Below are 14,260 nucleotides of genomic sequence, written 5' to 3'. Positions count from 1 at the left end.
TTGCTAAGCCGCCCACTGGGCGGCTTTTGCTTTGGAAAAAACCATGTTTGATATCGGCGTTAATCTCACCAGCAGCCAATTCGCCAAAGATCGCCAGGCGGTGGTGGAACGCGCCCGCGCCGCGGGCGTGACGGGGATGTTGATTACCGGCACCGATCTGGCGGAGAGCCGCGAGGCCGCCGAACTGGCGCGGCAACATGCGGGCTACTGTTGGTCTACCGCCGGCGTGCATCCGCACTACGCCAGCGGCTGGGATGAACACACCGCCGAGCAGATTTATGCGTTGGCCGCGCGCCCTGAAGTGGCGGCGATCGGCGAATGCGGCCTGGATTTCAACCGCAATTTCTCGACGCCCGCGCAGCAGGAAGCGGCGTTCACCGCGCAACTGGCGCTGGCGGCGGAGTTGGCGCTGCCGGTGTTTCTTCATTGCCGCGACGCACACGCACGTTTTGCCGAGCTACTGACGCCGTGGTTGGATAAACTGCCCGCGGCCGTGGTGCACTGCTTCACCGGCACCGCCGAAGAATTAACCCGCTGCCTGTCGCTGGGCCTGTCGATCGGGATTACCGGTTGGGTCTGCGACGAGCGGCGCGGCCTGGAATTGCGCGCCCTGTTGCCGCAGATCCCGGCCGAGCGTCTGCTGCTGGAAACTGACGCCCCTTATCTGTTGCCCCGGGATTTACAGCCTAAACCCGCATCTCGCCGCAACGAACCCTGTTTCCTGCCCCATATCGTGCATCAGGTCGCCGTCTGGCGACAGGAAGAGCCGCAATGGCTGGGGCAAAAAACCGATGAGAACGCCCGCCGGCTATTCCGGCTGGTTTGAGCTAGGAGAAAACTATGAGCTATGCATTTCCGGGCACCTTCCCTGGTCGCCGTATGCGCCGCGTGCGCCGTCATGACTTCAGCCGCCGCCTGGTGGCCGAGAACCAACTGACGGTCAACGACCTGATTTATCCGGTGTTTGTCATGGAAGGCAGCAACCGTCAGGAAGAAGTGGCCTCGATGCCGGGCGTATCGCGCATGACGATCGATCTGCTGGTCAAGGAAGCGGAAACCATCGCCAAACTCGGCGTGCCGGTGATCTCCCTGTTCCCGGTGATTGAGCCAGGTCTGAAATCGCTGCATGCGGAAGAAGCCTATAACCCGGAAGGGCTGGTGCAGCGCACGGTGCGCGCGCTGAAAGACGCGGTGCCTGAGCTGGGCATTCTGACTGACGTAGCGCTCGATCCCTACACCACGCACGGGCAGGATGGGGTAATCGATGAGCAGGGTTATGTGATTAACGACGTGACCAAAGACATCCTGGTGCGTCAGGCGCTTTCCCATGCCGAAGCGGGCGCGGAAATCGTGGCGCCGAGTGACATGATGGACGGCCGCATCGGGGCGATCCGCGATCGTCTGGAATTACAGGGTCTGGTGAACACCCAGATTATGGCCTACTCCGCCAAGTATGCTTCCTGTTACTACGGCCCGTTCCGCGATGCGCTGGGTTCCAGCGGCAATCTGAAGGGTGGCAACAAGAAGACCTATCAGATGGATCCGGCCAACAGCGATGAAGCGCTGCAGGAGATTGCACAGGATCTGCAGGAAGGCGCGGATATGGTGATGGTGAAACCGGGCATGCCGTACCTCGACGTTGTGCGCCGCGTGAAGGATACCTTCGGCGTGCCAACCTTCGCTTATCAGGTGTCCGGCGAGTACGCCATGCATATGGCGGCGATTCAGAACGGCTGGCTGCAGGAGCAGCCTGCGGTGATGGAGTCGTTGATGTGCTTCAAACGCGCTGGCGCCGACGGCGTGCTGACCTACTTCGCCAAGCGTGTCGCCCAGTGGCTGCATGACGATGCGATGCGTCGCTAAGCGTGAAATGAGCCAACAAAAAGGCGCCTGAGGGCGCCTTTTGCATTACATCTTCTGGAACTGTCGGTTGTCGATGCTTTGGCTGACCTGTTTGTTGATCAGGTTCAGCAACAACATGGAGCGCGCCTCGCCGTCCGGCTCGGTGTAGATCGCCTGCAGCCCTTCGAACACGCCGTCGACGATCAGGACGGTATCCCCCGGCTGCGGGGTTTCCGGATCGACATAGGTTTCGCTGGCGTGCGTGCGCAGCTCATCGATCACCTTGCTCGGGATGACGCTCGGCAGCGCGCCGAAGCGCACGAAGTGGCTGACGCCGCGGGTGGCGCTGATGGTGGTGGTGTGAATGCGCTCCGGGTCGAACTCCACAAACAGATAGTTGGGAAACAGGGGTTCGCTGACCGCGATACGCTTGCCGCGCACGATCTTTTCCAGCGTGATGATCGGGCTGAGGCAGTTTACCTGCTGCCGTTCCAGATGTTCCTGCGCCCGCAACAGCTGACCGCGTTTGCAATAAAGTAGATACCAGGATTCCATAATTTCACATGCCTTTCTGCCAGCCGGTAAGCATATCAAAAGCGCTTCCGGATACATAGTGATGCAAGTTTCAGCGTGTAACATCACCTATCTCTATGAATATTCGGCTATTAGCGAGGGGTCACACACTTATCGATACGGCGCTGGTATAACAGAGGGCTAAAAATTTGTTACCGTCACAGTATGGCAAGGCGTTGCGCTACCGGCTGTGACGCTATTCATCGTTTTTGACCGAGGGAAAGATAAATGGAGCTGTTTCTGTTGAGCAACGGCAAGCTGTCTGGCGAAGCCGAGCTGCTGGGGTATGCCAAAAGCCAACTGCTGGCGATGATTGCGCGTCGCGGCATCAAATCCGCCGTCTTTATTCCTTATGCGCTGATCCGTTACGACTACGACCAGCGTGCGCAGGAGCTGGCGCAAACGCTGGGTATCGAAGTCACCAGTATCCACCACGCCGCTTCGCCGGCGGCGGCGATCGCGCAGGCGGAGTGCATTTTGGTCAGCGGCGGCAATACCTGGTTGCTGAACCAAATGCTGCACGAGCAAGGCCTGATCGTGCCCATCCAGCGCGCGGTGCGCGAGCGTGAAGTGCCTTACGTCGGCTGGAGCGCCGGTTGCAACGTGGCCACGCCGAGCATTCGCACCACCAATGATATGCCGGTGCGCTGCAGCGTGGTGCTGCCGGCGCTGGGGCTGTTCCCGGTGCAAATCAACCCGCATTACATCGACGCGCATATCAGCGGCCACATGGGCGAAACCCGTGACGAGCGCCTGGCGGAGTTCTGCGCGATCAACCCGAGCGAATCGGTGGTGGCGTTGCGTGAAGGCAGCCTGCTGCATGTTGAAGGCAACGAGCTGCGTTACTTCAGCGCCAACGGGCAGGGCTTCAAGGTGTTCCGCCACGGCGAGGAGACGCGCGAATATCAGGATACGCGTGCGCTGGCTGCGCTGGTGCCGTTCAACTGCGGCTGAGGGCTACCCGATGGCGGGCGGCGTTAACAAAATTGCAGCAACAACCGTGAAGAGGGCTTATAATGCCCTCCCCACTGGCCGTTATAATGATCAGCATGAAATACCGTGACTTACGCGATTTCCTCTCGTTGCTGGAGAAGAGAGGGGAACTAAAACGCATCAGCCAGCCGATCGATCCTTACCTGGAAATGACGGAGATTGCCGATCGCACCCTGCGGGCGGGCGGCCCGGCATTGCTGTTTGAAAACCCGAAAGGCTACGACATGCCGGTACTGTGCAACCTGTTCGGCACCGCCAATCGCGTAGCGATGGGCATGGGGCAGGAAGACATCAGCGCGCTGCGCGAAGTCGGCAAACTGCTGGCGTTCCTCAAAGAGCCGGAGCCGCCGAAAGGCTTCCGCGATCTGTTCGATAAAATGCCGAAGTTCAAGCAGGTGCTGAACATGCCGACCAAGGTGCTGGGATCCGCGCCTTGTCAGGAGCAGGTATGGCAGGGCGAGGACGTCGATCTGGGCCGTATTCCGGTGATGCACTGCTGGCCGGAAGACGCCGCGCCGCTGATCACCTGGGGGCTGACGGTGACCCGCGGCCCGCATAAGGAACGGCAAAATCTCGGCATCTATCGCCAGCAGGTGCTGGGCAAGAATAAAGTGATCATGCGCTGGCTGTCGCATCGCGGCGGCGCGCTGGATTATCAGGAGTGGTGCCAGGCGCACCCCGGCGAGCGTTTCCCGGTTGCGGTGGCGCTGGGCGCCGATCCCGCCACCATCCTCGGCGCGGTGACGCCGGTGCCGGATACCCTGTCTGAATACGCTTTTGCCGGGCTGCTGCGCGGCAATAAAACCGAAGTGGTCAAGTGCCTTTCCAACGATCTGGAAGTGCCCGCCAGCGCTGAAATCGTGCTGGAAGGTTATATCGAGCCGGGTGAAATGGCGCCGGAAGGTCCCTACGGCGACCACACCGGTTACTACAATGAAATCGACCAGTTCCCGGTGTTCACCGTCACCCACATCACCCAGCGCCGCAACGCGATCTACCACTCGACCTACACCGGCCGCCCGCCGGATGAGCCGGCGATCCTGGGCGTGGCATTGAATGAAGTGTTCGTGCCGATTCTGCAAAAGCAGTTCCCGGAAATCGTCGATTTCTATCTGCCGCCGGAAGGGTGCTCGTACCGCCTGGCGGTAGTGACCATGAAGAAACAGTACGCCGGCCACGCTAAACGCGTGATGATGGGCGTCTGGTCGTTCCTGCGGCAGTTTATGTACACCAAATTTGTTATCGTCTGCGATGACGACGTCAATGCGCGCGACTGGAACGACGTAATTTGGGCGATCACCACACGAATGGATCCGGCAAGGGATACCGTTCTGGTGGAGAATACGCCGATCGACTATCTGGACTTCGCCTCACCGGTTTCCGGCCTGGGTTCGAAGATGGGGCTGGACGCCACCAATAAATGGCCGGGTGAAACCGATCGCGAATGGGGCCGTCCGATTCAGATGGATGAAAAGGTACGTGCGCGCGTCGACGAAATCTGGGATGAGCTCGCAATCTTCAGTGACAGGGAACCGACGCTGTAGCGTCAGGCCCTGTTCTCAGCTTTGCATTGATGACCCGACAGAGGGAACGCATGACAATATTGAGCTGTAAAGTGACCTCGGTAGAGGCCATTACCGATACGGTTTATCGGGTACGTCTGGTGCCCGAGCAGCCGTTTTCTTTCAAGGCAGGGCAATATCTGATGGTGGTGATGGACGAGCGCGACAAGCGCCCGTTCTCGCTGGCATCAACCCCGACGCAGCAAGATTATATCGAGCTGCACATCGGCGCTTCGGAGCTGAATCTGTACGCTATGGCGGTGATGGATCGCATCCTGAAAGAGCAGGCGATCACCGTCGACGTGCCGCACGGCGATGCCTGGCTGCGGGAAGAGGGTAGCCGTCCGCTGGTGCTGATTGCCGGCGGCACCGGTTTCTCTTATGCGCGTTCAATCCTGTTGACCGCGTTGGAGCAGCAGCCCGATCGCGATATTTCTATCTACTGGGGCGGGCGTGAGCTGAAGCACCTGTACGATCTGAGCGAGCTGGAAGCGCTGTCGTTGCAGCATCCGAATCTGAAGGTGATCCCGGTGGTCGAGCAGCCGGAAGCCGAATGGCGCGGCCGCAGCGGCACCGTGCTCAGCGCGGTGCTGCAGGATTTCGGCACGCTGGCGGAGCACGACATCTATATCGCCGGGCGTTTCGAGATGGCGAAAATCGCCCGTGAGCGTTTCTGCGCCGAGCGCGGCGCGCTGGAAGCGCATATGTTCGGTGACGCGTTTTCGTTTATCTGACCGATGCGATGCGCAGTGAACGGGGTGGCCGAGGGTCGCCCCGTTTTTATTTGGGCGCCGGCAAACGTCAGGCATAAAAAACCCGCCCCTGACAGGCGGGAAGAACGGCAACTAAACTTGGCGGGATGCCGCGATTTGAAGTGGTGACGCGGTCATCCCAAGATAGACACAGCTAAACGCGTTCAAAGACGGTGGCGATGCCCTGGCCCAGGCCGATGCACATGGTCGCCAGGCCGAACTGCGCGTCGCGACGTTCCATGTTGTTCAACAGGGTGGTCGAGATGCGGGAGCCTGAACACCCCAGCGGGTGGCCGAGCGCGATGGCGCCGCCGTTCAGGTTGATCTTGTCGTCGATGCTGTCCATCAGCCCCAGATCCTTGATGCACGGCAGCGACTGGGCGGCGAACGCTTCGTTCAGCTCGAACAGATCGATGTCCTGCACGCTCAGACCGGCGCGTTTCAGCGCCAGCTTGCTGGCCGGCACCGGGCCGTAACCCATGATGGAAGGATCGCAGCCGACGACCGCCATCGAGCGGATGCGGGCGCGCGCCTTCAAACCGAGCGCTTTGGCGCGCGATTCGCTCATCAGCAGCATGGCGGAAGCGCCGTCCGACAGGGCGGAAGAACTGCCGGCGGTGACGGTGCCGTTGACCGGATCGAACGCCGGGCGCAGGGCCGACAGGCTTTCGACAGTGGTTTCCGGGCGAATGACTTCATCGAAATCGTAACGGGTCAGCACGCCATCGGCGTCGTGACCGTTGGTCGGTATGATCTCGTTTTTGAAGTAACCCGCCAGCGTCGCCGCATGCGCGCGCTGGTGGGAGCGGGCGGCGAACTCATCCTGCATCTGGCGGCTGATGTTGTGCATCTTGGCCAGCATTTCGGCGGTCAGCCCCATCATCCCGGCGGCTTTGGCCACGCTGCGGCTCAGCCCCGGATGGAAGTCCACGCCGTGGTTCATCGGCACATGGCCCATGTGTTCCACGCCGCCGATCAGGCTGACGTGTGCGTCGCCAACCATGATGGCGCGCGCCGCGTCGTGCAGCGCCTGCATCGAAGAGCCGCACAGGCGGTTGACGGTCACCGCCGGCACGCGGTGCGGGATCTCGGCCAGCAGCGCGGCGTTGCGGGCGATGTTGAAACCTTGTTCCAGCGTCTGCTGCACGCAGCCCCAGTAAATATCATCGATCTCGGCGGCGTCCAGCGCCGGGTTGCGGCTCAGCACTTCACGCATCAGGTGAGCGGAGAGATCTTCGGCGCGCACCTGGCGGAAGGCGCCGCCCTTGGAGCGGCCCATCGGCGTGCGTACGGCATCAACAATAACTACGTTTTCCATCTTTATGACCTCATGCCGGTTGGCGGGTAGCGACGTCGGACAGCGGTGTCGCCACCGGGTAGTAGCTTTCATTGCGTTCGGCCTTGGCGCGCAGACCGGCCGGCACCTGATACAGGGCGCCGAGGTGTGCGTAACGCTGGGCCAGCTCAACGTAGTTGGCGGTGCCGAGCGTATCCAGGTAGCGGAACGCGCCGCCGTGGAACGGAGGGAAGCCAATGCCGTAAACCAACGCCATATCGGCTTCCGCCGGGCTGGCGACGATCTTCTCTTCCAGGCAGCGAACCACTTCGTTGATCATCGGGATCATCATGCGCGCAATGATTTCTTCGTCGCTGATGGTCTGGCGCGATTGACTCACTTCGGCCAGCAGCGCATCGGTCTGCTCGTCGTTGTCCTTGCGCGGCTTGCCTTTGCTGTCCTGGCTATAGCGGTAGAAGCCCAGCTGATTTTTTTGACCGAAGCGCTGGTTGTCGAACATCACGTCAATGGCGTCGCGGTAGTCTTTGCTCATGCGATCCGGGAAGCCGGCGGCCATTACCGCCTGCGCATGATGCGCGGTGTCGATGCCCACGACGTCGAGCAGGTAGGCCGGGCCCATCGGCCAGCCGAACTGTTTTTCCATCACTTTATCGATCTGACGGAAGTCGGCGCCGTCGCGCAGCAGCAGGCTGAAGCCGGCGAAATACGGGAACAGCACGCGGTTGACGAAGAAGCCCGGGCAGTCGTTCACCACGATTGGCGTTTTGCCCATGCGGCTGGCGTAGGCCACCACTTTGGCGATGGTGTCATCGCTGGTCTGTTCGCCGCGGATGATTTCAACCAGCGGCATGCGGTGTACCGGGTTAAAGAAGTGCATGCCGCAGAAGTTTTGCGGGCGCTTCAGCGATTTTGCCAGATGATTAATCGGAATGGTCGAGGTGTTCGACGCCAGAACGGTGTCCTCACCGATCAGGGTTTCCACTTCCGACAGCACGGCGGCTTTGACTTTCGGGTTCTCGACAACCGCTTCGACGATCACCTGCGCGCGTTCGATACCAGCGTAGTCCAGCGTCGGCTGAATGGTCGACAGCACCTGTGCCATTTTCAGGCCATCCAGCTTGCCGCGTTCCAGTTGCTTATTGAGCAGCTTGGCCGCTTCGCTCATGCCCAGCGTCAGTGACTTGTCGCTGATGTCTTTCATGATCACCGGCACGCCTTTCAGCGCCGATTGGTAAGCGATGCCGCCGCCCATGATGCCGGCGCCCAGCACCGCCGCCTGTTTCGGCGCATCCACATTCTTGGCCAGCTTTTTCGCCTGGCCCTTCACGAACTGATCGTTGAGGAAGATGCCGACCAGCGCGCGCGCTTCGTTGGAACGCGCCAACGGCACGAAGCTGGCGGTTTCCAGTTGCAGCGCTTCATCGCGGCCCAGCTTGGCGGCGGCTTCAATGGTTTTCACCGCGGTCATCGGCGCCGGGTAATGTTTACCGGCGGTCTGCAGCACCATGCCTTTGGCGGTGGTGAAGCTCATCGCCGCTTCAATCGGGCTGAGTTTCAGCGGCTCCAGCTTAGGTTGACGCGCGGCGCGCCAGTCCAGCTTGCCGTCGATCGCCTGTTGCAGCATGTTGAGCGCCGCTTCGGCCAGTTTTTCCGGTGCCACCACCGCATCCACCAGGCCGACTTTCAGCGCCTCTTTGGCGCTGACGTCTTTGCCGGCGGCGATGATTTCCAGCGCGCTGTCGTTACCCAGCAGGCGCGGCAGGCGGACGGAACCGCCGAAGCCCGGCATGATGCCCAATTTGGTTTCCGGCAGGCCAATGCGCGCGTCCGGTGAGGCGACGCGGAAATCGGTCGCCAGAATGCATTCGCAACCGCCGCCGAGCGCATAGCCGTTAATGGCCGAAATGGTCGGCACCGGCAAATCTTCCAGTCGGTTAAAGACGTTGTTGGCGAACACCAGCCACTCTTGCAGCTTTTCAGCCGGTGCGGCGAACAGAGAAAGGAATTCGGTGATATCGGCGCCGACGATAAACGCGGCTTTGGAGGAACGCAGCAGCAGCCCTTTCAGCTCAGGCTGGTTTTCCAGCACGGTGAGCGCTTCGCCCAGGCTGGCTACGGTGCGGGTGTCCAGCTTGTTGACCGAGCCCGGTGCGTTGAACACCAGCTCGGCGATGCCGTTATCGAGCCAGTGCAGTTGTAATGTTTCGCCTTGGTAGAGCATGTCTATCTCCTGAATCAGCGTATGATCTGGTATGACCAGATGATGAGGAGTGTGGTTTTTATGTTAAAAATATGCAAATGAGAGATTGCATATTTGCTGGTCTGATCACATCTCACCAAGTTAGCGTTTTGATTTAAAACGAAGTTATATTTTATGTGCTATCGGCATTTGCTGGCGGTTGTCGGCCTTCATACACTTGCCAGCGGCGATTTATCATTCAGGCGAGGTTAGGCATGAATAAGGCGGCTGGGGTCATGGCGACGACGATGCAGGGCTGACGATGGCACTCGGCTGGCTAAGGTTAAACTGCGGATGTAACGGCATTTGCCGGGAATTGCGAGCTGCTCCGCATGCCCAACGCGATGAGGTTGGTGCGCCGGAGCGCTGTGTTAAGATGACTTCTTTCGTGCTAAGGCATAAGGGTAATGTGATGGAAACGCTGGCTTCTTTGTATAACGACCACCTGGCAGAGCTGCAAAAACGCGCGCGCGAAGTGCTGGAGCGCAACAAGTTGGATGCGCTGCTGATTCACTCCGGTGAACTGCAAAAGGTATTTTTGGACGACCATAGCTATCCGTTCAAAGTGAACGCGCATTTCAAAGCCTGGGTGCCGGTGACGTCGGTGCCGAACTGCTGGTTGTGGATTGATGGCGTCAACAAGCCAAAGCTATGGTTCTACTCCCCGGTCGACTACTGGCACAGTGTAGAGCCGCTGCCGGACAGTTTCTGGACCAAATCCCTTGAATTGATGCCGCTGGCCAACGCCGACGCTATCGCCCAGCAGCTTCCGCCGCAGCGCGAGCGCGTGGGCTATATCGGTTATGCGCAACAGCGCGCCCGCGATCTCGGCATCCCTTCGGAAAACATCAACCCGAAAGCGGTGTTGAACTACATGGATTTCCACCGTTCGATCAAAACCGGCTATGAGCTGGCCTGCATGCGCGAAGCGCAGAAGACGGCGGTAACCGGCCATCGTGCGGCGCATGAAGCCTTCCTCTCCGGCATGAGCGAGTTCGACATCAATCTGGCCTACCTCACGGCGACAGGCCACCGCGATACCGACGTGCCTTACGACAACATCGTGGCGCTGAACGAACACGCTTCGGTACTGCACTACACCAAGCTGGATCATCAGCCGCCGGCCGAATCCCTGAGTTTCCTGATCGACGCCGGCGCGGAATACAACGGCTACGCCGCCGATCTGACGCGCACCTACGCAGCGCAAAGCGGCAGCGAATTCGCCCATCTGGTGAAAGATCTCAACGGTGAACAGCTGGCGCTGATCGACACTATCAAAACCGGCGTGCGCTATACCGACTACCATGTGCAGATGCACCAGCGCATCGCCAAGCTGCTCAAGAATCACAAGCTGGTGAACGGCCTCAGCGAAGAGGCGATGGTTGAAACGGGCATCACCACGCCGTTCCTGCCGCACGGGCTGGGCCACCCGCTGGGCCTGCAGGTGCACGACGCCGCCGGCTTTATGCAGGACGAGCAAGGCACCCATCTGGCGGCGCCAGCCAAGTATCCGTTCCTGCGTTGCACCCGCGTGTTGCAGCCGGGCATGGTATTGACCATCGAGCCGGGTCTGTACTTCATCGAGTCTCTGTTGGCGCCGTGGCGCAGCGGTGAGTTCAAGCAGCACTTCGCCTGGGATCGCATCGATGCGCTGAAGCCGTATGGCGGCATCCGCATCGAAGACAACATCGTGATCCACGAAAAGCGCATCGAGAACATGACGCGCGATCTGAACCTGGCCTGATGCGGCCGTATCCGATACCGGCGGAAGCAACCTGCTTTACCGAAGAAATAAAGAAGAGCCGTTTTATCACCCTGCTGGCGCCGACCAGCGGGGTAGAAGCGGCAAAGACGTTTATTCAGCAGGTGCGGGATGAACACCCGGCGGCGCGGCACCATTGTTGGGCCTTCGTCGCCGGCAGCCCCGATGACTCGCAGCAGTTGGGATTCTCCGACGACGGAGAGCCGTCGGGTACCGCCGGCAAACCGATCCTCGCGCAGCTCATGGGCAGCGGCATCGGGGAAGTGACCGCCGTGGTCGTTCGTTACTACGGCGGCGTCAAGTTGGGCACCGGCGGATTGGTGAAAGCCTATGGCAACGGTGTTCAACAGGCGTTGAAGCAGCTGGCGTTGACTCAAAAGGTGCCGGAAGCCGAATATATCTTGCAGTGCGACTATGCGCAGTTGGCGTTGGTGGAGAACTTGCTGCAGCAAACCGCAGGTCGGATCCTGCAGGGCGAATACGGCGCCGCCGTCGTGCTGCATCTGGCGTTGCCGGCCACCGAGGTCGAGCTGTTTGGGAATAAATTGCGTGATCTTAGTCGCGGTAATTTGCAATTAACCCCCATTTCGCAATAATTCCTCCCAATTGAATTGCTAAGGATCGTGCTGAAATGCATTTTCGCGCCATAACCCGTATCGTTGGTCTGCTGGTCATCCTGTTCTCCGGGACGATGTTTATTCCTGGCCTGGTGGCATTGATTTACCGCGATGGGGCGGGGCGCGCGTTCAGCCAAACCTTCTTCGTGGCGCTGACCATCGGTCTGATGCTGTGGTGGCCGAACCGCAAACAGAAACACGAACTGAAACCCCGCGAAGGCTTCCTGATCGTCGTGCTGTTCTGGACCGTGCTGGGCAGCGTGGGGGCATTGCCGTTCCTGTTTTCTGAACGGCCCAACTTGTCGCTGACCGACGCCTTCTTTGAATCCTTCTCGGGGCTGACGACCACCGGTGCGACGACGCTGGTGGGACTGGATTCGCTGCCGAAGGCCATTCTGTTCTATCGCCAAATGCTGCAATGGATGGGCGGCATGGGGATCATCGTGTTGGCGGTGGCGATACTGCCGATACTCGGCGTCGGCGGCATGCAGCTGTATCGGGCAGAAATGCCCGGGCCGCTGAAAGATAACAAAATGCGCCCGCGCATCGCCGAAACAGCCAAAACCCTGTGGCTAATCTATGTGTTGCTGACCGTAGCCTGTGCGCTGGCGCTCTGGGGAGCAGGAATGTCGGTGTTCGATGCCATCGGCCACAGTTTCTCGACCATCGCCATCGGCGGCTTTTCTACCCACGACGCCAGTATCGGTTATTACGCCAGTCCGACCATCAACACCATCATCGCCGTGTTCCTGCTGATTTCCGGCTGTAACTACGGCCTGCACTTCGCTTTGCTCAGCGGCCGCAGTCTGAAGGTATATGGGCGCGATCCTGAATTCCGCATGTTCATCTTCGTCCAGCTGACGCTGGTGGTGGTGTGCACGTTGGTGCTCTGGGGACATGGCGTCTATAAGAGCGGTATGGAAACGCTCAATCAGGCGTTCTTCCAGGTGGTATCGATGGCGACCACGGCCGGTTTTACGACCGACAGCATCGCCAAGTGGCCGCTGTTCCTGCCGATGCTGTTGTTGTGTTCGGCATTCATCGGCGGCTGCGCCGGCTCGACCGGCGGCGGCCTGAAGGTGATCCGTATTCTGCTGTTGTACCTGCAGGGCTCGCGTGAGTTGAAAAGGCTGGTGCACCCTAACGCGGTCTATACCATCAAATTGGGCAACCGCGCGCTGCCGGAACGCATTCTGGAGGCGGTGTGGGGATTTTTCTCCGCCTATGCGCTGGTGTTTATCGTCAGCATGCTGGCGATCATTGCTACCGGCGTTGATGATTTCTCCGCGTTTGCCGCAGTGACGGCAACGCTGAATAACCTCGGCCCCGGCCTGGGCGTAGTGGCGGATAACTTCACCACGATGCCGGCGGCGGCCAAGTGGATCCTGGTGGTGACGATGCTGTTCGGGCGCCTGGAAGTGTTTACATTGCTGGTGCTGTTTACGCCAACCTTCTGGCGTGAGTGAGCCTGATATAAGGAGTACGCCATGAAGGCATTGATACTTTATTCGAGCCGTGACGGGCAAACACGTGCTATCGCTTCTTATATAGCAAGCAAATTGCAGGATACGCTGCGCTGTGAGGTGATCGATCTGCTGCAGGCGGAACAGGTCGACCTTAATCAGTATCAGCTGGTGATGATCGGTGCTTCTATCCGTTACGGGCACTTTAACCCGGTGTTGGATAAATTCGTCAAACGTCATGCCGAGCAGCTGAATCGAATGCCGAGCGCGTTCTTTGCCGTGAACCTGACGGCGCGCAAACCGGAAAAGCGCTCGCCGCAAACCAACGCTTATACCCGCAAGTTTCTGCTGGCTTCGCCGTGGCAGCCAAAACAGTGCGCGGTGTTTGCCGGCGCATTGCGTTATCCGCGCTATCGCTGGTTCGACCGCATCATGATTCAATTTATTATGCGTATGACGGGTGGTGAAACGGATACCAGTAAGGAAGTGGAGTACACCGATTGGCAGCAGGTCGATCGTTTCGCCCAGGAATTTAGCCAGATCCCGTACGAAAAGTGACAAAAACGCGGGTTTGGCCAGCGTTTTGCCGAAAAAATCCGCGCTTGAAAAGTTTTTTGCATTTAGGGGTTGCGGCCTGCCGAGAACTCCCTATAATGCGCCTCCACTGACCGGGAACAACGACTGACAAGCCGCCGGGTCAGCGAGAAGACAGCGAAATAAACGCTTGACTCTCCGGGCTAAAAGCGTAATATACGCAGCCCGCGCCGATGAGTTTCTCGGCACTGCTCTTTAACAATTTATCAGACAATCTGTGTGGGCACTCCACAAGACGATATCCAGCATCTTCGGATGCAAAAAAATATCAAGTCTTGAAGAGTGACTAACTGAAGTAAAATTCATGCAGTAAATCTTTGAGCATCGCTTCTCGAGTGGAAGCAAATCAAGCTTTTAATTGAAGAGTTTGATCATGGCTCAGATTGAACGCTGGCGGCAGGCTTAACACATGCAAGTCGAGCGGTAGCACAGGGGAGCTTGCTCCCTGGGTGACGAGCGGCGGACGGGTGAGTAATGTCTGGGAAACTGCCTGATGGAGGGGGATAACTACTGGAAACGGTAGCTAATACCGCATAACGTCGCAAGACCAAAGAGGGGGACCTTCG

At 59.2% G+C, this 14,260-nt stretch carries 12 protein-coding genes and 1 rRNA gene; 10 read left to right on the top strand and 3 right to left on the bottom strand.

The window, feature by feature from the left end:
• Nucleotides 1–43: 43 nt before the first annotated feature.
• Nucleotides 44–826: a 3'-5' ssDNA/RNA exonuclease TatD gene (gene tatD, locus ACJ8HB_RS14155; RefSeq protein ID WP_033636706.1), complete on the top strand. Its 783-nt coding sequence runs from the start codon at nt 44–46 to the stop codon at nt 824–826.
• 14 nt (nt 827–840) lie between these two features.
• Nucleotides 841–1,863 carry a porphobilinogen synthase gene (gene hemB / locus ACJ8HB_RS14150; protein WP_033636707.1) on the top strand — a complete coding sequence of 341 codons (1,023 nt, stop codon included), beginning with the start codon at nt 841–843 and terminating at the stop codon, nt 1,861–1,863.
• Between the two features lie 45 nt (nt 1,864–1,908).
• Here hemB and rfaH read toward each other — a convergent pair whose 3' ends face one another.
• A complete protein-coding gene (rfaH, locus tag ACJ8HB_RS14145) occupies nt 1,909–2,397 on the bottom strand; it encodes a transcription/translation regulatory transformer protein RfaH (protein WP_004934466.1) in 489 nt (162 codons plus the stop codon).
• 246 nt (nt 2,398–2,643) lie between these two features.
• Here rfaH and pepE point away from each other — a divergent pair, with 246 nt between their 5' ends.
• From pepE to fre, 3 genes are all read left to right on the top strand, one after another.
• On the top strand, nt 2,644–3,369 hold the full coding sequence (gene pepE, locus ACJ8HB_RS14140; RefSeq protein ID WP_033636709.1) for a dipeptidase PepE: 726 nt from the start codon (nt 2,644–2,646) through the stop codon (nt 3,367–3,369).
• A gap of 86 nt (nt 3,370–3,455) precedes the next feature.
• Nucleotides 3,456–4,952 (top strand): 4-hydroxy-3-polyprenylbenzoate decarboxylase, encoded by a 1,497-nt coding sequence (gene ubiD, locus ACJ8HB_RS14135; RefSeq protein ID WP_025304926.1) that lies wholly within the window; start codon nt 3,456–3,458, stop codon nt 4,950–4,952.
• Between the two features lie 50 nt (nt 4,953–5,002).
• Complete coding sequence (gene fre / locus ACJ8HB_RS14130) at nt 5,003–5,704, top strand: NAD(P)H-flavin reductase (RefSeq protein WP_004934474.1); 702 nt, start codon at nt 5,003–5,005, stop codon at nt 5,702–5,704.
• Between the two features lie 172 nt (nt 5,705–5,876).
• Here the strand turns inward: fre and fadA are convergent, their stop codons facing one another.
• Both fadA and fadB read right to left on the bottom strand, forming a co-directional pair.
• Complete coding sequence (fadA, locus tag ACJ8HB_RS14125; RefSeq protein ID WP_025304928.1) at nt 5,877–7,040, bottom strand: acetyl-CoA C-acyltransferase FadA; 1,164 nt, start codon at nt 7,038–7,040, stop codon at nt 5,877–5,879.
• Nucleotides 7,041–7,050: 10 nt separating this feature from the next.
• Nucleotides 7,051–9,240 (bottom strand): fatty acid oxidation complex subunit alpha FadB, encoded by a 2,190-nt coding sequence (gene fadB / locus ACJ8HB_RS14120; RefSeq protein ID WP_047569755.1) that lies wholly within the window; start codon nt 9,238–9,240, stop codon nt 7,051–7,053.
• 430 nt (nt 9,241–9,670) lie between these two features.
• Between fadB and pepQ the strand changes: the two genes are divergently transcribed.
• The 5 genes from pepQ to ACJ8HB_RS14095 all read left to right on the top strand — a co-directional run.
• Entirely contained in the window at nt 9,671–11,002 is a 1,332-nt protein-coding gene (gene pepQ / locus ACJ8HB_RS14115; RefSeq protein ID WP_047569753.1) for a Xaa-Pro dipeptidase, read from the top strand.
• Nucleotides 11,002–11,616 (top strand): IMPACT family protein, encoded by a 615-nt coding sequence (locus ACJ8HB_RS14110; RefSeq protein ID WP_033636713.1) that lies wholly within the window; start codon nt 11,002–11,004, stop codon nt 11,614–11,616. The genes pepQ and ACJ8HB_RS14110 overlap by 1 nt, the downstream gene beginning before the upstream one ends.
• A 35-nt stretch (nt 11,617–11,651) precedes the next feature.
• Nucleotides 11,652–13,103: a Trk system potassium transporter TrkH gene (gene trkH, locus ACJ8HB_RS14105; RefSeq protein WP_004934492.1), complete on the top strand. Its 1,452-nt coding sequence runs from the start codon at nt 11,652–11,654 to the stop codon at nt 13,101–13,103.
• A gap of 21 nt (nt 13,104–13,124) precedes the next feature.
• The gene (hemG, locus tag ACJ8HB_RS14100; protein WP_047569749.1) at nt 13,125–13,658 is read left to right on the top strand and encodes a menaquinone-dependent protoporphyrinogen IX dehydrogenase; all 534 of its coding nucleotides are present in this window, start codon (nt 13,125–13,127) and stop codon (nt 13,656–13,658) included.
• A 391-nt stretch (nt 13,659–14,049) separates the two neighbouring features.
• Nucleotides 14,050–14,260: ribosomal RNA gene (locus ACJ8HB_RS14095) — 16S ribosomal RNA — on the top strand; the annotation flags it as partial.

It is taken from the genome of Serratia sp. CY27727, from assembly GCF_052169275.1.
Lineage (GTDB): Bacteria > Pseudomonadota > Gammaproteobacteria > Enterobacterales > Enterobacteriaceae > Serratia > Serratia sarumanii.
Note: the sequence above shows the minus strand (reverse complement) of the source record. Positions and strands in the feature narration are given on the sequence as shown.

Excerpts from the sequence above, each read along its gene's own strand:
- fadB (WP_047569755.1), bottom strand. The coding sequence starts at position 9,240 with ATGCTCTACCAAGGCGAAACATTACAACTGCACTGGCTCGATAACGGC.
- ubiD (WP_025304926.1), top strand. The coding sequence starts at position 3,456 with ATGATCAGCATGAAATACCGTGACTTACGCGATTTCCTCTCGTTGCTG.
- ACJ8HB_RS14110 (WP_033636713.1), top strand. The coding sequence starts at position 11,002 with ATGCGGCCGTATCCGATACCGGCGGAAGCAACCTGCTTTACCGAAGAA.
- fadA (WP_025304928.1), bottom strand. The coding sequence starts at position 7,040 with ATGGAAAACGTAGTTATTGTTGATGCCGTACGCACGCCGATGGGCCGC.
- rfaH (WP_004934466.1), bottom strand. The coding sequence starts at position 2,397 with ATGGAATCCTGGTATCTACTTTATTGCAAACGCGGTCAGCTGTTGCGG.
- hemB (WP_033636707.1), top strand. The coding sequence starts at position 841 with ATGAGCTATGCATTTCCGGGCACCTTCCCTGGTCGCCGTATGCGCCGC.
- pepQ (WP_047569753.1), top strand. The coding sequence starts at position 9,671 with ATGGAAACGCTGGCTTCTTTGTATAACGACCACCTGGCAGAGCTGCAA.
- fre (WP_004934474.1), top strand. The coding sequence starts at position 5,003 with ATGACAATATTGAGCTGTAAAGTGACCTCGGTAGAGGCCATTACCGAT.
- hemG (WP_047569749.1), top strand. The coding sequence starts at position 13,125 with ATGAAGGCATTGATACTTTATTCGAGCCGTGACGGGCAAACACGTGCT.
- trkH (WP_004934492.1), top strand. The coding sequence starts at position 11,652 with ATGCATTTTCGCGCCATAACCCGTATCGTTGGTCTGCTGGTCATCCTG.
- pepE (WP_033636709.1), top strand. The coding sequence starts at position 2,644 with ATGGAGCTGTTTCTGTTGAGCAACGGCAAGCTGTCTGGCGAAGCCGAG.
- tatD (WP_033636706.1), top strand. The coding sequence starts at position 44 with ATGTTTGATATCGGCGTTAATCTCACCAGCAGCCAATTCGCCAAAGAT.